We start from the raw sequence: 16,804 nt of genomic DNA, 5'->3' as shown, positions 1-16,804 counted from the left end.
CTCGTTTAGGGAACACCCGGCGGCCTTTTATTGCGCCGGGCGGCCCCTCATCCGGCGTCTCGCTTGAGCAGGTTATAGACCGACACCCGCGAGATGCCGAGCGCTTCGGCCACCATGGTGGCCGCGCCGCGCAGTTGCAAATACCCTTGCTGCTTCAGCTGTTGCACCACCTGAAACCGCTGTTCGGAAGACAAAGCGCGCGGCTGGGTGGCATGCGACGCGGCGAACGCGTTGATCGCCGCAGCGATGTCCGACAGCGAGCGTGCACTCTCCGCCGCCTGCGGCGCGGCGCTTTGCACCACCGCCGTCAGCTGCTGCAGGATAGCGGTGACGCTGTTGAAGATAGACACATCCAGATTGAGGCAAATTGCCGCCACAAAGCGGCCCTGGCTATTGCGCAGGCCGATCGAGGTGCTCTTGGCCGGGCGCCCGTCCGGAAACACGCTGGCGTAGTTCTGCACCACGTCTGGAAACTCCGGCGACGCGATGCGCTCCAGCCCCATTTCCGTCGCGGCGTCGCCGATGCGGCGGTTGGATAGATTGTTGGCGATGGCGACAATGGCGCGATCGGGCTGGGTCAGATCGTGCAGCACCACTTCGCAACCGGGCGCGAACATCACGCCCAACGCCTGAACAATTTTTTCCGCTTCGCGCAGCAACAGCGCATTTTCCTGCCTGAGATCGCTCATTGAGTTAACCATTTGACAATAACTTTACAAAGAGTAAATTAAAAATCCACACCAAGCAATGCATCGTCCATCACTTACCTGTGCGAGGTCGCCATGAGTTCAGTCCCACGCTGCATCACCGCCGCCGATATTGCCACCGCCGCCGACGTTATCGCCGGGCATGCCCTGCGCACGCCGGTCATGACTTCGCGCCAGGCCGACCAGATCGCCGGCGCGCAGCTGTTCTTCAAGTGCGAGAATTTTCAGCGCATCGGCGCCTTCAAATTTCGCGGCGCCTATAACGCCATCGCGCAACTCAGCGCAGAGCAGCGTCGGGCCGGGGTAATCGCCTTTTCATCCGGCAACCACGCACAGGCGATGGCGCTGGCGGCGCGCGAATTGGGCGTTAGCGCCACCATCGTAATGCCCGATGACGCCCCTGCGGCCAAGCTGGCGGCGACGCGCGGCTACGGCGCCAACGTGGTCATCTATCAGCGCCACAGCGAAGATCGTGAAGAAATCACCCGACGCCTGGCCGCAGAGCGGGGCCTGACGCTGGTGCCACCGTACGATTATCCGCAGGTGATCGCCGGCCAGGGCACCGCCGCCAAGGAGCTGTTTGAAGAGACCGGGCCATTGGATCTGCTGTTGGTGTGCACCGGCGGCGGCGGCCTGCTGGCCGGCAGCGCGGTAGCGGCGCATCACTGGTCGCCGGGCTGCCGCGTGTTCGGCGTCGAGCCCGAAGCCGGCAACGACGTTCAGCAAGCCTTTCAGCGCGGTGAACCGGTGCACATCCCGGTGCCGAAAACCATTGCCGACGGCGCGCAGACCCAACAGGTCGGGCGGCTGACCTTCCCGATCATTCAAGAATATGTCGAAGGCATTCTGACGGTCAGCGACGCCCAGCTGTGTCGGCAAATGCGCTTCTTTATGGAGCGGATGAAAATGGTGGTTGAGCCGACCGGCTGCCTGGCGGCCGCGGCGGCGATGAACGGCCTGCTCGATCTGCACGGTAAAAAGGTCGGCGTTATCGTCAGCGGCGGCAACCTTGACGTCGACAAGATTGCGCACTATCTCGCCCTGGCCGGCGAAAATTAACGCGGCGCATCGGTTAAATAACAGGCGGAACATCAGGGTATAGCGCTTTTTGCTGTGTCAGTTTGGCGGCCGCTGGGCTACTATAAACAGCATAAAGGCGCTGGGTTATCCGTGCCGGAACGCCCTCTAACACATTGATTAAAGATACCTGAATGAGCACTTCCGATAGCCGTAACCGTTCCTCATCCCCCCGTTATTCTCTGCCCGATCGCGCGGGCGATCTGCGCCAGCTGGGGCAACTGACCGGCGCGGCCTGCGCCGTGGAGTGCGCCGAGATCGTCGAACGCCACCCTGGCCCGGTGATGCTGATCGCGCCGGACATGCAGAACGCCCTGCGGCTGCGTGACGAGATCCAGCAGTTCACCGACCAGATGGTGACCACGCTGTCCGACTGGGAAACCCTGCCGTACGACAGCTTCTCGCCGCATCAGGAAATCATCTCGGATCGCTTGTCGAGCCTGTATCACCTGCCGACCATGGCGCGCGGCGTGATCATTCTGCCGGTCAACACCCTGATGCAGCGCGTCTGCCCGCACGAGTTCCTGCACGGCCACGCGCTGGTGATGAAGAAAGGCCAGCGCCTGTCGCGCGACAAGCTGCGCGCGCAGCTGGAACAGGCCGGTTACCGCAGCGTCGATCAGGTGATGGAGCACGGCGAATTCGCCACCCGCGGCGCGTTGCTCGATCTTTACCCGATGGGCAGCGATGAGCCTTACCGCATCGACTTCTTCGATGACGAAATCGACAGCCTGCGCATCTTCGACGTCGATACCCAGCGCACGTTGAGCGAAGTCGAGGCCATCAATCTGTTGCCGGCCCACGAGTTCCCCACCGACAAAAACGCCATCGAGCTGTTTCGCAGCCAGTGGCGCGAGCAGTTTGAGGTGCGCCGCGACGCCGAGCACATCTATCAGCAGGTCAGCAAAAGCGCCTGGCCGGCCGGCATCGAATACTGGCAGCCGCTGTTCTTCAGCCAGCCGCTGCCGTCGCTGTTCAGCTACCTGCCGGCCAATACGCTGATCGTCAACACCGGCGATCTGGAGGGCGCCGCCGAGCGCTTCTGGCAGGACGTCAACCAGCGTTACGAAAGCCGCCGCGTCGATCCGATGCGCCCGCTGCTGGCGCCGGATACGCTGTGGCTGCGCGTCGACGCGCTGTTCGGCGAGCTGAAGGCCTGGCCGCGCATCGCGCTGAAAACCGCTGAGCTGCCGGCCAAGGCCGGCAATACCAATCTGGACTACCATGCCCTGCCCGATCTGGCGGTGCAAGCGCAGCATAAATCCCCGCTGGATAACCTGCGGCGCTTTATCGAAGGCTTCGACGGCAGCGTGATTTTCTCCGTCGAGAGCGAGGGGCGGCGTGAAACGCTGCAGGATCTGCTCGGCCGCATCAAGCTGGCGCCGGCGCTGATTCAGCGCCTCGATCAGGGGGAAACGGCGGGCCGTTACATGATGGTCGGCGCCGCCGAACACGGCTTCCTCGACGGCCTGCGCCAGCGGGCGCTGATCTGCGAAAGCGATCTGCTCGGCGAGCGCGTCAGCCGCCGCCGGCAGGACAACCGGCGCACCATCAATACCGATACCCTGATCCGCAACCTGGCGGAGCTGCATCCCGGCCAGCCGGTGGTGCATCTGGAGCACGGCGTCGGCCGCTACGTCGGCCTGACCACGCTGGAGGCCGGCGGTATCAAGGCCGAGTACCTGATCCTCTCCTACGCCGGTGAGGACAAGCTGTACGTGCCGGTTTCTTCGCTGCATCTGATCAGCCGCTACGCCGGCGGCGCGGACGAAAACGCCCCGCTGCACAAGCTGGGCGGCGACGCCTGGACGCGCGCGCGGCAGAAAGCGGCCGAGCGCGTGCGCGACGTGGCGGCGGAGCTGCTGGATATCTACGCCCAGCGCGCCGCCAAGGCCGGTTTCGCCTTCAAACACAATCGCGAACAGTATCAGCTGTTCTGCCAGAGCTTCCCGTTCGAAACCACGCCGGATCAGGAACAGGCGATCAACGCGGTGCTGAGCGACATGTGCCAGCCGCTGGCGATGGACCGCCTGGTGTGCGGCGACGTCGGCTTCGGCAAAACCGAAGTGGCGATGCGCGCCGCCTTCCTGGCGGTGGAAAACGGCAAGCAGGTGGCGGTGCTGGTGCCGACCACCCTGCTGGCGCAGCAGCACTTCGACAACTTCCGCGATCGCTTTGCCACCTGGCCGATCCGCATCGAAATGATGTCGCGCTTCCGCAGCGCCAAAGAGCAGCAGCAGGTGCTGGACGACGCGGCCGAAGGCAAAGTGGACATCATCATCGGCACCCACAAGCTGCTGCAGAGCGATCTCCGCTGGAAAGACCTGGGGCTGCTGATCGTCGATGAAGAACACCGCTTCGGCGTGCGCCATAAAGAACGCATCAAGGCGATGCGCGCCGACGTCGATATCCTGACGCTGACCGCCACGCCGATCCCGCGTACCCTGAACATGGCGATGAGCGGCATGCGCGATCTGTCGATCATCGCCACCCCGCCGGCGCGCCGGCTGGCGGTGAAGACCTTCGTGCGCGAATACGACAGCCTGGTGGTGCGCGAGGCGATCCTGCGTGAAGTGCTGCGCGGCGGCCAGGTTTACTACCTCTACAACGACGTGGAAAACATCGAGAAAGCGGCGCAGCGCCTGGCGGAACTGGTGCCGGAAGCGCGCATCGCCATCGGCCACGGCCAGATGCGCGAACGCGATCTGGAACGGGTGATGAACGATTTCCACCACCAACGCTTCAACGTGCTGGTGTGCACCACCATCATCGAGACCGGCATCGATATCCCCAGCGCCAACACCATCATCATCGAGCGGGCCGATCGCTTCGGCCTGGCGCAGCTGCACCAGCTGCGCGGCCGCGTCGGGCGGTCGCACCACCAGGCTTACGCCTATCTGCTGACGCCGAACCCGAAAGCCATGGGCACCGATGCCCATAAACGGCTCGAAGCCATCGCATCGCTGGAAGATCTCGGCGCCGGTTTCGCGCTGGCGACCCACGATCTGGAGATCCGCGGCGCCGGCGAACTGCTGGGCGAAGACCAGAGCGGCCAGATGACCACCGTCGGTTTCTCACTCTACATGGAGCTGTTGGAAAGCGCCGTCGATGCGTTGAAAAACGGCCGCGAACCGTCGCTGGAAGATCTCACCAGCAGCCAGACCGAGGTGGAACTGCGCATGCCGGCGCTGCTGCCGGAAGATTTCATTCCCGACGTCAATACCCGTCTGTCGCTGTACAAGCGTATCGCCAGCGCGAAGAGCGACGGCGAGCTGGATGAGCTGAAAGTCGAGCTGATCGACCGCTTTGGCCAGTTGCCGGACGCGGCGCGCAACCTGTTGCAGTGCGCGGCGCTGCGCCTGCATGCACAGAAGCTGGGCATCAAACGCATCGAGAGCAACGAGCGCGGCGGCTTTATCGAGTTCGGCGACAACAACCGCGTCGACCCGGGTTATCTGATCGGCCTGTTGCAGGGCAATCCGCAGGTTTACCGCCTGGACGGCCCGAGCAAGCTGAAGTTCACGCTCGATTTGGCCGACCGCCAGAAACGCCTGACGTTCACCGAAGATCTGCTGGACGCCTTCCGCGAACACACGCTGGCGGCCTGAGCCAACGCCTCCCGCCGGCGCGGCGGGAGGCGGCTTATTCGCGCGGGAAACCGGCGCCCAGCGGCGCCAGCTGCATCACGCGGCTGGTCACCACCCGATTTTTACCGCTGCGCTTCGCCTCATATAACGCTTCGTCGGTCATGGCGATCGCCTTGTCCAGCGTCATGCCGGGCAGATACAGCGACACGCCGATCGACAGCGTGATGTGCGCTTCATCGTGGGCATTCAGCAAGAACGTCGAGCTCTCCACCGCGCTGCGAATGCGCTCCGCCACCCCACCGATAACCAGCGGATCGTAGCTGGCGGTGATCACCATAAACTCCTCGCCGCCGTAACGCCCGACGAAGTCCTCGTTGCGCACGCTGTTTTGCAGCAGCCGGCCGACGCTGGCCAGCAGCACGTCGCCGGCCGGGTGGCCGTAGGTGTCATTGATCTTTTTGAAGTCATCCAAATCGAGGATCATCAGCCCGCACGGGCGGCGTTCGGCGCGCTGCAGCATCAGGTGGTAATCGACGCTGGCGCGGTTGTTGATATGGGTCAGGCTGTCGGTCGTGGCGCGGGCGCGCATCGCGAAATAGGCGTAGATGTGGCGCTCTTTGAAATTCAGCGCATGGTAGCAAATAGCCAGGCAGAGCGCGGAAACCGCCTGGTACAGCAACACGTCCAGCCACAGCCCGCTCATGTCCACCAGCAGCCACACCACCGCGATGCGATACAGTGCGATGGCGCCGATCGTCAGGTAAAACACCCAATGGGATTTCTTCAGCCACACGCGCGACAGCAGCAACGGCACCAGGATTGAGGCGATAAACAGGTTATCGACGGTGAAACCGCCGGTCAGCGCCATGGCGAACAAAAAGCTCACCAGCCCACTGATGCCGCCGCCGAAAAAAGTCACCAGGATCATCGGAATCATCGAAAAACTGTAGTGCACCTTATCGGTCAGCTCCAGCCTGTCCTGGCTTAAATACAGCACCGCCACCCCGGCCAACAGGCCGAATACGACGCGCTTCCACAGCGCAGAGCGATAGGAGAACGGCGCATTTTTACTGAGAACGAAATAGCTTACCGACAGCGTGGCGTAGGTGATGCAGGCGTCGCTGTAAATGGCGGGAATGGACGCAATGTAGGTCATAAATAGTCAGCGGCTCCTCGGGATCGCCAGGGGTTGATATGCAGACGTTGAATAACGCATCCCTGTCGTCTCCGCTTCGGCGGCGGCTATTTTACACAGTCTATTAATAGAGTAGCAGTTCTATCTTATCGCCAAGCCGTCTATCTCACGATGCGCGCTTCAGGCTACTCTGTGCTTTGTGTTATCGGGGGAGAACCGCATGAATATCGACGATGAACTGCAGGCGCTCAGCGAACAGGAAGCGACGCTGGCCTTTACCCATTTTGACGCCGCCACCGCCTGGGAGCTGGGCGCGGCGCTGAAAACCGCCGCCGAGCGGCGCGGTCTGAGCATCGCCATCGAGATCCAACTGGCCGGGCAGACGCTGTTTTATTACGCCATGCCGGGCGCCACACCGGACATCGCCGACTGGGTGCGGCGCAAGCGCAATCTGGTGAATCATTTTCACAAAAGCTCTTACGCCATCGGCCTGCGCCTGCAGCAGCGGCAAACGTCGCTGGAGGAGCGCTACGGGCTGAACGTACGCGACTATTCGGTGCACGGCGGCGCCTTCCCGCTCACCTTGGCCGGCCTCGGCTGCGTCGGCAGCATCAGCATTTCCGGCGCGCCGCAGAAGGAAGATCACCAGCTGCTGGTAAGCACTTTAGCCCACTTTCTCGGCTTATCCCTGCCCGCGCTCCACTAGCCGTTAAAACCTTGATTATTCCTTTCCTTTTTAGCCGCAGAATCTGCGGCTGACTTATCTGTTATCCGCATTTAGCGCCAAACAAAAGGGCGACTCTCTGATTTCCTGCGCCAAATTGACACAGGTCTGGTAATCCGCTGAACAAAAGGCGTATGGTATCTGTCACGTGACAAGACGGACCTCATCGGGCCCGCCATTCCTTTCACTTTTGAAGATTTGGTACGCACCGTAGATGAAAACGCATGAAATAAACAAAATTCGCCCCTTCAGCGCGCTGATAGACGCCTGCTGGCGGGAACCTTATAGCCTGGCGCGGTTGATGAAAGACGCTATCGCCGGGGTGACGGTCGGTATTATCGCCATCCCGCTGGCGATGGCGCTGGCGATCGCCAGCGGCGTGCCGCCGCAGTACGGCCTGTATACCGCCGCCATCGCCGGTATCGTCATCGCCGTCAGCGGCGGTTCGCGCTACAGCGTCTCCGGCCCCACCGCCGCCTTCGTGGTGATCCTGTATCCGGTTTCGCAGCAGTTCGGATTGGCCGGCCTGCTGGTCGCCACGCTGATCTCCGGGGTGTTTCTGCTGCTGATGGGGCTGGCGCGCTTTGGCCGGCTGATCGAGTACATTCCGCTGCCGGTGACGCTCGGCTTTACCTCCGGCATCGCCATCACCATCGCCACCATGCAGATCAAGGACTTCTTCGGCCTGCAGCTGGCGCACACGCCGGAAAATTACGTCGGCAAGCTGTACGCCCTGCTGCAGGCGCTGCCAACGCTGGATTTCGGCGATACCCTGATCGGCGCGGTGACGCTCCTGATCCTGATCTTCTGGCCCAAGCTCGGCCTGCGGGTGCCTGGCCACCTGCCGGCGCTGCTGGCGGGCACCGCGCTAATGGGTCTGCTGGCGCTGTTTGACCACCCGGTGGCGACCATCGGCTCGCGCTTCAGCTACCTGCTGGCCGACGGCAGCAGCGGCCAGGGCATCCCGCCGATCCTGCCGCAGCTGCTGCTGCCCTGGGATCTGCCGGGCGGCGGCGGGCAGCCGTTCACCCTGAGCTGGCAAACCGTTTCCGCCCTGCTGCCGGCGGCGTTTTCGATGGCGATGCTCGGCGCGATCGAATCGCTGCTGTGCGCCGTGGTGCTCGACGGCATGACCGGCAAGAAGCACAACTCGAACAGCGAGCTGATCGGCCAGGGTGCGGGCAACATCATCGCGCCATTCTTCGGCGGCATTACCGCCACCGCCGCGATTGCCCGTTCGGCGGCCAACGTGCGCGCCGGCGCCACCTCGCCGGTGTCCGCCATCATCCACGCGCTGCTGGTGCTGTTGGCGCTGCTGGTATTGGCACCGTGGCTCTCTTACCTGCCGCTGGCGGCGATGGCGGCACTGCTGCTGATGGTCGCCTGGAACATGAGCGAGGCGCACAAGGTGATTTACCTGCTACGCCGGGCGCCGAAGGACGACATTCTGGTGCTGCTGCTGTGCATGTCGCTGACGGTGCTGTTCGATATGGTGATCGCCATTACCGTGGGCATCGTGCTGGCGTCGCTGCTGTTTATGCGCCGCATCGCCCGCATGACGCGGCTGAGCGAGCTGAGCGCCGGCGACGGCCGCCTGGTGCTGCGGGTGAACGGCCCGCTGTTCTTCGCCGCCGCCGAGCGCATCTTTACCGAGCTGCTGGCGCGCAGCGAAGGCTACCGCACGATCGTGCTGCAATGGGATGCGGTGCCGGTGCTCGATGCCGGCGGCCTGAGCGCCCTGCGGCGCTTTATCGACGTGCTGCCGGCGGACAAAAAGCTGGTGATCACCGACGTGCCGTTCCAGCCGCTGAAAACCCTGGCGCGCGCGCGGGTGCAGCCGATCGAGGGCCGCCTGCAGTTCTACCCGACGCTGCCGGAAGCGCTGGCGGCCACCGGCGCCTAAACGTAAAAAAGCCCGACGAGTCGGGCTTTTTTTTATGGCGACGAGCGCTTAGTTGCTGGTATCCAGCTCCGGGAAGCTCTTCACCAGGTCGTCGATGGCTTTCATCTGCGCCAGGAAAGGCTCCAGCTTGTCCAACGGCAGCGCGGACGGGCCGTCGCACTTGGCGTTTTTCGGATCCGGGTGCGCTTCGAGGAACAGGCCGGCCAGGCCAACCGCCATACCGGCGCGCGCCAGCTCGGCCACCTGAGCGCGGCGGCCGCCGGACGCGGCGCCGAACGGATCGCGGGTCTGCAGCGCGTGGGTCACGTCGAAGATCACCGGATGGCCGCCGGTCACGTTCTTCATCACGTTGATGCCCAGCATGTCGACCACCAGGTTGTCATAGCCGAAGTTGCTGCCGCGATCGCACAGGATCACCTGGTCGTTGCCGCCTTCTTTGAACTTGTCGACGATGTTGCCCATCTGCCCCGGGCTGACGAACTGCGGCTTCTTGACGTTGATCACCGCGCCGGTTTTCGCCATCGCTTCCACCAGATCGGTCTGACGCGCCAGGAAGGCCGGCAGCTGGATCACGTCAACCACTTCGGAAACCGGCTGCGCCTGCGCCGCTTCATGCACGTCGGTGATGATTTTCACGCCGAAGGTTTTTTTCAGCTCTTCGAAGATCTTCATCCCTTCTTCCAGGCCCGGACCGCGGTACGAGTGGATGGAAGAACGGTTGGCCTTGTCGAAAGAGGCTTTGAATACGTAAGGGATGCCCAGTTTTTGCGTCACGGTGACGTAGTGTTCGCAGATGCTCATCGCCAGATCGCGCGATTCCAGCACGTTCATACCGCCAAACAGCACAAACGGCAGATCGTTTGCTACGTCGATATCGCCAATGCTAACCACTTTCTGTTTCATGCTTTCGCCTTTGTTAAGGTTGTAACCGTCGCCTTGCAAACTGCACGGAGTCATTGAATTAATGCAGCGTCACCTGTTTCGGCTCAATCGAGTGGATCTGTACTTTGATCACTTCGCTGACCGGGTCTTCAGGACACTGCTCGACAAAATAGTTGAGGTCGGAAATCGCGATATGGTTGCACTCCAGCTGGGCGTAAATCAGCCCGCGGTCGCGGATCTCGTACGGGTCTTCCGGATCGAAGCACAGCACCGTTTCGCTGGTGCGCAGCGCCATTTCCAGCTGCTTTTCTTCCATCAGGGCGGCCTTCAGCGTATCGAGCATCTTGCGCACCACCATGATGTTCTCCGACTCGTCGAGATCGTCGTCTTCCAGCTCGGCGCCCAGCCCCAGGTTGCCCTTGATCCACACTTCCAGCTGGTGCTCGCTCAGGGTTTCGCCGTTCAGCGGGTTGATCAGCCACAGCTCTTCGTCCAGCCAGTCGGCGCGCAGGATCAGCTGAGTGGGGAAAATCACCGGCAGCAGCGGCAGATCCAGCGCGTTGGCGATATGCAGGAAGATAGTGCCCAGCGAGACCGGCGTGCCCTGCCGCGCTTCCAGCACCTTGTCCAGCCAGATGGCGTCCGACAGGCGGTACACGCCGCTGGCGCCGCCGAATCCCCAGGTCTTGTAAAACAGTTCGATGAGCGCATCCAGTTGCTGCTCCTGAGTGATATCGACCGGCACCGCCGCGCGCGCTTCGTCCACCAGCTGTTGCAGCTTGCGCTCCACGTCGGCAACCGGGAAATCGCGCCGCACCGACTGCGACACCAGGATCACCCCTTCGCTCAGCGGCGAGGCGTTAAATTCAAAATCAGCAATGCTACTCATAGGTATCCCATCAAAAACGGTATTTTCGTCGTGGCAAGTTTAATTATCAGGTACAGGCAGCCCAACGCCAGCACGAACGCCACGGTTCGCAGCCGCTGACTTTTGGTCTTCTTGCCCAATGCGACGTAGCCAAGCAGGATATAGATAATAACGCCAAACAGCTTCTCGGTCAGCCATGAGTCCATACCCAGCAGCGGATAAAACCCGAACGTCACCACCAGCGCGATGCCGCTGACGAACAGCAGCGTGTCGTTCAGGTGCGGCGCTACCTTGACCCAGCGGCGGCCCATGATCGGCGAGCGGCGCCACTGCCAAAAGAAACGCAGCACAAACAAGGTAATACTGATGGCGACCGTCAGCAAATGGAAATGTTTCAACGCGGTGTATGCAGTCATGATGCTCCCTTAAATGGCTCGGGCGTCGTTATTATGAGAGGCGCTTATCCCGGCCATTGGCCGAGCGTCACGCGGTCGTTGTCGCCATAATCACGGTGGGTGGCGACAGCGGAAAATCCGGCGGCCTGCAGCAGCGCGCGCACGCTCTCGCCCTGCTGCCAGCCATGTTCCAACAGCAGCCAGCCCTGGGGCTGCAAATGGTGCGGCGCCTGGCGCACGATGGCGGCCAGATCCGCCAACCCACGATCGGCGGCGACCAGCGCGCTGCCGGGCTCGAAGCGCACGTCGCCCTGCGACAAATGCGGATCGGCGGCGTCGATATAGGGCGGATTGCTGGCGATCAGCGCGAAGCGTTGCCCCGCCACCGGCGCAAACCAGCTGCCCTGTAGAAATCGGACGTTGTCGATCTTCAGCTTGTGCGCATTGTGCTGCGCCAGCGCGACCGCTTCCGGCTGCACATCGACGCCGATAGCCGAACAGTCCGGGCGCTCGCTGGCCAGCGCCAGCGCGATGGCGCCGGTGCCGGTGCCGAGATCGAGGAAGTGGCAGGGTTGCGGCGGCAGGCGCGCCAGCGCCAGCTCTACCAGGCATTCGGTATCCGGGCGTGGGATCAGCGTTGCGGGTGAAACCGACAGCGGCAGCGACCAAAATTCACGCTCGCCCACCAGATAGGCCACCGGCTCTCCGCGTTCGCGGCGCGCCAGCAGCGTCTCCAGCTGCTGTTGCTGCGGTGGCGTCAGCAGGGTTTCACCGAACGCCATCAGGAAGGTTCTGGCCTTGCCGGTCACGAAACCCAACAGGATTTCCGCGTCGCGCCGGGCGCTGTCGCTGTGGGTCAAACGCGCGGCGGCGGCTTTCAGCCAGTGTTGATAGTCCATCACTCTTGCTCGGCGGACAGCGCAGCCAGCTGATCGGCCTGATACTCCTGCACGATCGGCTGGATCAGCATGTCCAGTTTGCCTTCCATCACTTCGTCCAGGCGGTAGAGCGTCAGGTTGATGCGGTGGTCGGTCACCCGCCCCTGCGGGAAGTTGTAGGTGCGATTACGGTCGGAACGGTCGCCGCTACCCAGCAGGTTGCGGCGAGTGGACGCCTCGGCCTGCTGGCGCTTGGCCATCTCGGCGGCGCGAATACGCGCGCCCAGCACCGACATCGCCTTGGCTTTGTTTTTGTGCTGTGAACGCTCGTCCTGGCACTCCACCACAATGCCGGTCGGCAGGTGGGTGATGCGGATTGCCGAGTCGGTGGTGTTAACGTGCTGGCCACCGGCGCCGGAGGAGCGGAAGGTGTCGATTTTCAGATCGCCCGGGTTGATGTCCGGCAGCTCGGCTTCCGGCACTTCCGGCATCACCGCCACGGTGCAGGCGGAGGTGTGGATGCGCCCCTGGGATTCGGTTTCCGGCACGCGCTGCACGCGGTGGCCGCCGGATTCAAACTTCAGTTGACCGTACACGCCGTCGCCGGAGACTTTGGCGATCACTTCTTTAAAGCCGCCGTGCTCACCTTCGTTGGCGCTCATCACCTCGACGCGCCAGCGGCGGCTTTCCGCATAGCGGCTGTACATACGGAACAGATCGCCGGCGAAGATCGCCGCCTCATCGCCGCCGGTACCGGCACGCACTTCGAGGAAGCAGCTGCGCTCATCGTCCGGATCTTTCGGCAGCAGCAACACCTGCAGCTGCTGCTCCAGCTCTTCGCTGGCCGCCCGCGCCTGTTTCAGCTCTTCCTGCGCCATCTCGCGCATCTCCGGATCGTCCAGCATCATTTCCGCCGTCTCCAGATCCTCCTGCACCTGACGCCATTCCAGGAAGCAGCGGCTGACGTCGGTCAGCTGCGCGTATTCTCGCGACAGCGCGCGGAACCGGTCTTGGTCGGCGATAACGCCGGCATCGCCGAGCAGCGCCTGCACTTCTTCATGGCGCTCTTGTAACGCTTCCAGTTTGGCAACAATAGAAGGCTTCATGCGTGGTAATAAACCCTGTTAATAGAGAAAACTAATGCTGATCCAGCCCGAGGCTGTCGCGTAATAACTGCAACCGCTCCACGTCGCCGTCGCCGGCGGCCTGCTGGAGGGATTTGGTGGGGGCATGAATAAGACGGTTGGTCAGTTTATGGGCCAGCTCGTGAATAACCTGCTCCACGTTGGCGCCCTGCGCGATGGCGGCCAGCGCTTTGGCCTCCATCTCTGCGCGAATTTGGTCGGCCTGCGAACGGTAGTCGCGGATGGTTTCCACCGCGCCCTGCGAGCGCAGCCAGGCCATGAAGTTGGTGCTTTCCTGCTGCACGATCGACTCCGCCTGCACCGCCGCCGCTTTGCGCTGCGCCAGGTTGCTTTGAATGATGGCGTGCAGATCGTCCACGCTGTACAGATAGGCGTTGGCCAGTTTGCCGACTTCCGGTTCGATGTCGCGCGGTACGGCGATATCCACCAGCAGCATCGGCTGGTTGCGACGCGCCTTCAGCGCGCGCTCCACCATCCCCTTGCCGATGATAGGCAGCGGGCTGGCGGTAGAACTGATGATGATGTCGGCGTCCGCCAGGCGTTCGTCGATCTCCGGCAGGGTGATCACCTCCGCGCCGACCTCGTCCGCCAGCAGCTGGGCGCGTTCGCGGGTGCGGTTGGCGATGATCATGTGCCGCACTTTGTGTTCGCGCAGGTGGCGCGCCACCAGCTCGATGGTTTCACCGGCGCCCACCAGCAAGACGTTGAGATCGGCCAGCGATTCGAAGATCTGGCGCGCCAGGGTACAGGCGGCAAAAGCCACGGAGACCGCGCTGGCACCGATGTCGGTTTCGGTACGCACGCGCTTGGCGACGGAGAAGGATTTCTGGAACAGACGCTCCAGCTCGCCGGACAGCGACTGGCCGCGTTGCGACTCGGCGAAGGCCTTTTTGACCTGCCCGAGGATCTGCGGTTCGCCCAGCACCAATGAGTCCAACCCGCTGGCCACCCGCATCAAATGGCTGACCGCGTCGTTGCCCTGATGCCAGTACAGGCTTTTCTTCACCTCTTCCGGGCGCAGGTTGTGGTAGGCGCACAGCCAGGCGACCAGCTGCTCGTGCATGTGTTCCTGCTGCTCTACGCTGAGGTACAGCTCGGTGCGGTTGCAGGTGGACAACACGACGCCGCCCTGCACCAACGGTTGTTGGAGCAAGCTGGTCAGCGCCTCATCGATGGACTCTGGCGAGAAGGTCACCCTTTCACGCAGAGAAACCGGAGCGGTTTTGTGATTTATACCTAACGCCAGCAGGGTCATTGCTTCGAGTAATACTTCTGTTGGTACGGGTTCTCGTTGAACGGCATTCTACTTGATGCGCAGGATCAATAAAAGTAACAACCGCATCTTCCGTTCAATCATTGCCATAGACGGCATCAATCGATGAATAATTAATAAATACAGTGAGATGATTTATAATTTGACGACATAACATACTGAATTTTAGCGCAGGATGCGATCTCCCGCACAGGATTCGGTAAAACCTGCAGGTTATCCGCTTATAATCCGCGCGTTTACCAACCCAGCGTGCCGCAACGGTAGGAGGGATCCAGGATAAAAGAGACCTGCTGGCAAAAAACCTGCTTGGCCTGAAAATAAAAAAATACCGCGCCGGCAAAGCACAGAAGCGAAATGATTATCCGCGCCGCAATCTTCATTCGATTATTTCCCGCAACAAAAACCCCCGGCAGCATACCGAGGCAAACATCAACCAAACGCTAACGGCGGTCACCCCGCCGTATCGAAAATTGTTGCCCCCGGACAACGGCACGAAACGATTGTGTTAATCTTAATGACGCCCCAATGCGCGTACCGGGTTGGCATTGCGCCAGTAAAAGCGGCAAGATTCAACGCGATGCAGCAAAAAATTGACGCGCCGCCGCCGCCCCGTTAGCGTGAGCGCTGAATCCGGGTTTCGTCGCGCATGCCCGCAAGGACAAAAGGACAAGAGAAAGTTATGCCAATACGCAAAGTTAGTTTGCTCCGTCTGATCCCGCTGGCCAGCCTGGTGCTGGCCGCCTGTACCACCACCAAGCCGACCGGCCCGGCCACCAGCCCGACTTCACCGCAGTGGCGCGCCCATGAGCAGGCGGTGCAGCAGCTCAGCACCTATCAGACCCGCGGCTCCTTCGCCTACTTGTCTGATCAGAAAAAAGTCTACGCCCGCTTCTTCTGGCAGCAGTTCTCACCGGAGCGCTATCGTCTGCTGTTGACCAACCCGCTGGGCAGCACGGAAATGGATCTCAACGTGCAGAAAAACGTGGTGCAGCTGACCGACAACCAGGGCAAACGCTACGTCAGTGACAATCCGGACGAGATGATCCGCAAGCTGACCGGCATGGCGATCCCACTGAACAACCTGCGCCAGTGGATGCTCGGCCTGCCGGGCGAAGCCAGCGATTTTGCGCTGGATGACCAATATCGCCTGAGCAAGCTGACTTACCAGCAAGGCGGTCAGACCTGGAAAGTGGATTACCAGGGCTACAGCAACGAGGTGCAGCCGACGCTGCCGAACCGCCTGGAACTGCAGCAGGGCGAGCAGCGCATCAAGCTGAAAATGGATAACTGGACGCTCAAATGATTCGCCAGTGGCCCTCCCCCGCGAAACTCAACCTGTTTCTGTACATCACCGGCCGTCGTGAAGACGGCTATCACCTGCTGCAGACGCTGTTTCAGTTCTTGGACTACGGCGACACCCTGACCATTGATCCGCGCCAGGACGACCGTATTCATCTGCTGACGCCGGTCGACGGCGTGCCGGACGAACAGAATCTGATCGTGCGCGCCGCCCGCCTGCTGCAGCGCTATTGCGATGAGCGCGGCCTGCAGACCGCACCGCGCGGCGCCGACATCAGCATCGACAAGCGCCTGCCGATGGGCGGCGGCCTGGGCGGTGGCTCCTCCAACGCCGCCACCGTACTGGTGGCGCTCAACGAACTGTGGCGCTGCGGTCTTGGCGACGACCAACTGGCCGAGCTGGGGCTCAGCCTCGGCGCCGACGTGCCGGTGTTCGTGCGCGGCCACGCCGCCTTCGCCGAAGGCATCGGCGAGCGTCTGCAGCCGGCCGAGCCGCAAGAAAAGTGGTATCTGGTGGCGCATCCCGGCGTCAGCATCCCGACGCCGGTTATCTTCGGTGACCCCGAATTGAAAAGAGACACCCCGGTTCGCTCCTTAAGTGAGCTGTTGCAGGCGCCGTACGCAAATGATTGCGAACCGATCGCAAGAAAACGTTTTCGCGAGGTTGAACAGCTTCTTTCATGGCTGTTAGAATACGCCCCGTCACGCCTGACTGGCACAGGTGCTTGTGTGTTTGCTGAATTCGACACAGAAATCGCCGCCCGTCAGGTGTTAAATCAAGCCCCGGAGTGGTTGTGTGGTTTTGTAGCGCGCGGCGTTAACGTCTCCCCACTACATCGCATTCGTTCCGGGCGGTTTGAGTCGTAGCTCAACGTTTCGCTGCGCAGGGTCATGCACACCTGGCCCTGTTATCCCTGCGCTGCCTGCGGTC

Annotated in this window: 15 protein-coding genes; 6 read left to right on the top strand and 9 right to left on the bottom strand. The window is 62.0% G+C overall.

The window, feature by feature from the left end; translation table 11 throughout:
- Positions 1–47 precede the first annotated feature (47 nt).
- Positions 48–689, bottom strand: a complete 642-nt coding sequence (locus QOL81_RS15305) for a helix-turn-helix transcriptional regulator (RefSeq protein WP_038877816.1) — start codon at positions 687–689, stop codon at positions 48–50.
- Positions 690–782: 93 nt separating this feature from the next.
- Between QOL81_RS15305 and QOL81_RS15300 the strand changes: the two genes are divergently transcribed.
- Together QOL81_RS15300 and mfd are read left to right on the top strand one after the other, a co-directional pair.
- The gene (locus QOL81_RS15300; RefSeq protein ID WP_060419364.1) at positions 783–1,766 is read left to right on the top strand and encodes a threo-3-hydroxy-L-aspartate ammonia-lyase; all 984 of its coding nucleotides are present in this window, start codon (positions 783–785) and stop codon (positions 1,764–1,766) included.
- 152 nt (positions 1,767–1,918) lie between these two features.
- Positions 1,919–5,392 (top strand): transcription-repair coupling factor, encoded by a 3,474-nt coding sequence (mfd, locus tag QOL81_RS15295; RefSeq protein ID WP_084826369.1) that lies wholly within the window; start codon positions 1,919–1,921, stop codon positions 5,390–5,392.
- A 34-nt stretch (positions 5,393–5,426) separates the two neighbouring features.
- On the opposite strand, the gene QOL81_RS15290 is transcribed toward mfd, so the two are convergent.
- Positions 5,427–6,527: a GGDEF domain-containing protein gene (locus QOL81_RS15290; protein ID WP_049202546.1), complete on the bottom strand. Its 1,101-nt coding sequence runs from the start codon at positions 6,525–6,527 to the stop codon at positions 5,427–5,429.
- A gap of 199 nt (positions 6,528–6,726) precedes the next feature.
- On the opposite strand from QOL81_RS15290, the gene QOL81_RS15285 reads away from it, so the two are divergent.
- Together QOL81_RS15285 and dauA are read left to right on the top strand one after the other, a co-directional pair.
- Positions 6,727–7,212, top strand: coding sequence for a heme-degrading domain-containing protein (locus QOL81_RS15285; RefSeq protein ID WP_159317918.1), 486 nt, complete (start codon positions 6,727–6,729; stop codon positions 7,210–7,212).
- Between the two features lie 232 nt (positions 7,213–7,444).
- Positions 7,445–9,133: a C4-dicarboxylic acid transporter DauA gene (gene dauA / locus QOL81_RS15280; RefSeq protein WP_283439910.1), complete on the top strand. Its 1,689-nt coding sequence runs from the start codon at positions 7,445–7,447 to the stop codon at positions 9,131–9,133.
- A 48-nt stretch (positions 9,134–9,181) separates the two neighbouring features.
- Here dauA and kdsA read toward each other — a convergent pair whose 3' ends face one another.
- From kdsA to QOL81_RS15245, 7 genes are all read right to left on the bottom strand, one after another.
- Positions 9,182–10,036 (bottom strand): 3-deoxy-8-phosphooctulonate synthase, encoded by an 855-nt coding sequence (kdsA, locus tag QOL81_RS15275; RefSeq protein WP_038872048.1) that lies wholly within the window; start codon positions 10,034–10,036, stop codon positions 9,182–9,184.
- 58 nt (positions 10,037–10,094) lie between these two features.
- Positions 10,095–10,904, bottom strand: coding sequence for an invasion regulator SirB1 (sirB1, locus tag QOL81_RS15270; RefSeq protein ID WP_038872030.1), 810 nt, complete (start codon positions 10,902–10,904; stop codon positions 10,095–10,097).
- Positions 10,901–11,302 (bottom strand): SirB2 family protein, encoded by a 402-nt coding sequence (locus tag QOL81_RS15265; RefSeq protein ID WP_170310367.1) that lies wholly within the window; start codon positions 11,300–11,302, stop codon positions 10,901–10,903. The genes sirB1 and QOL81_RS15265 overlap by 4 nt, the downstream gene beginning before the upstream one ends.
- A gap of 41 nt (positions 11,303–11,343) precedes the next feature.
- Positions 11,344–12,177 carry a peptide chain release factor N(5)-glutamine methyltransferase gene (gene prmC, locus QOL81_RS15260; RefSeq protein WP_060419374.1) on the bottom strand — a complete coding sequence of 278 codons (834 nt, stop codon included), beginning with the start codon at positions 12,175–12,177 and terminating at the stop codon, positions 11,344–11,346.
- Positions 12,177–13,262 (bottom strand): peptide chain release factor 1, encoded by a 1,086-nt coding sequence (gene prfA / locus QOL81_RS15255; protein WP_033638166.1) that lies wholly within the window; start codon positions 13,260–13,262, stop codon positions 12,177–12,179. The genes prmC and prfA overlap by 1 nt, the downstream gene beginning before the upstream one ends.
- Before the next feature lie 31 nt (positions 13,263–13,293).
- Positions 13,294–14,556 carry a glutamyl-tRNA reductase gene (gene hemA / locus QOL81_RS15250; protein ID WP_033638164.1) on the bottom strand — a complete coding sequence of 421 codons (1,263 nt, stop codon included), beginning with the start codon at positions 14,554–14,556 and terminating at the stop codon, positions 13,294–13,296.
- Positions 14,557–14,810: 254 nt separating this feature from the next.
- Positions 14,811–14,954 carry a hypothetical protein gene (locus QOL81_RS15245; protein WP_154618166.1) on the bottom strand — a complete coding sequence of 48 codons (144 nt, stop codon included), beginning with the start codon at positions 14,952–14,954 and terminating at the stop codon, positions 14,811–14,813.
- Between the two features lie 299 nt (positions 14,955–15,253).
- Here QOL81_RS15245 and lolB point away from each other — a divergent pair, with 299 nt between their 5' ends.
- Positions 15,254–15,877: a lipoprotein insertase outer membrane protein LolB gene (gene lolB / locus QOL81_RS15240; protein ID WP_060419378.1), complete on the top strand. Its 624-nt coding sequence runs from the start codon at positions 15,254–15,256 to the stop codon at positions 15,875–15,877.
- Entirely contained in the window at positions 15,874–16,740 is an 867-nt protein-coding gene (gene ispE / locus QOL81_RS15235) for a 4-(cytidine 5'-diphospho)-2-C-methyl-D-erythritol kinase (protein ID WP_060419379.1), read from the top strand. The genes lolB and ispE overlap by 4 nt, the downstream gene beginning before the upstream one ends.
- The last annotated feature ends 64 nt before the right edge of the window (positions 16,741–16,804 follow it).

It is taken from the genome of Serratia sp. CC22-02, assembly GCF_900182895.1.
GTDB lineage: Bacteria > Pseudomonadota > Gammaproteobacteria > Enterobacterales > Enterobacteriaceae > Serratia > Serratia nevei.
This window is presented reverse-complemented; position numbering and strand designations above follow the sequence as displayed.

Coding starts and splice junctions, on each gene's coding strand:
- prfA (WP_033638166.1), bottom strand. CDS start 13,262: ATGAAGCCTTCTATTGTTGCCAAACTGGAAGCGTTACAAGAGCGCCAT.
- QOL81_RS15285 (WP_159317918.1), top strand. CDS start 6,727: ATGAATATCGACGATGAACTGCAGGCGCTCAGCGAACAGGAAGCGACG.
- ispE (WP_060419379.1), top strand. CDS start 15,874: ATGATTCGCCAGTGGCCCTCCCCCGCGAAACTCAACCTGTTTCTGTAC.
- sirB1 (WP_038872030.1), bottom strand. CDS start 10,904: ATGAGTAGCATTGCTGATTTTGAATTTAACGCCTCGCCGCTGAGCGAA.
- QOL81_RS15290 (WP_049202546.1), bottom strand. CDS start 6,527: ATGACCTACATTGCGTCCATTCCCGCCATTTACAGCGACGCCTGCATC.
- QOL81_RS15305 (WP_038877816.1), bottom strand. CDS start 689: ATGAGCGATCTCAGGCAGGAAAATGCGCTGTTGCTGCGCGAAGCGGAA.
- mfd (WP_084826369.1), top strand. CDS start 1,919: ATGAGCACTTCCGATAGCCGTAACCGTTCCTCATCCCCCCGTTATTCT.
- QOL81_RS15300 (WP_060419364.1), top strand. CDS start 783: ATGAGTTCAGTCCCACGCTGCATCACCGCCGCCGATATTGCCACCGCC.
- dauA (WP_283439910.1), top strand. CDS start 7,445: ATGAAAACGCATGAAATAAACAAAATTCGCCCCTTCAGCGCGCTGATA.
- lolB (WP_060419378.1), top strand. CDS start 15,254: ATGCCAATACGCAAAGTTAGTTTGCTCCGTCTGATCCCGCTGGCCAGC.
- hemA (WP_033638164.1), bottom strand. CDS start 14,556: ATGACCCTGCTGGCGTTAGGTATAAATCACAAAACCGCTCCGGTTTCT.
- QOL81_RS15245 (WP_154618166.1), bottom strand. CDS start 14,954: ATGAAGATTGCGGCGCGGATAATCATTTCGCTTCTGTGCTTTGCCGGC.
- prmC (WP_060419374.1), bottom strand. CDS start 12,177: ATGGACTATCAACACTGGCTGAAAGCCGCCGCCGCGCGTTTGACCCAC.
- kdsA (WP_038872048.1), bottom strand. CDS start 10,036: ATGAAACAGAAAGTGGTTAGCATTGGCGATATCGACGTAGCAAACGAT.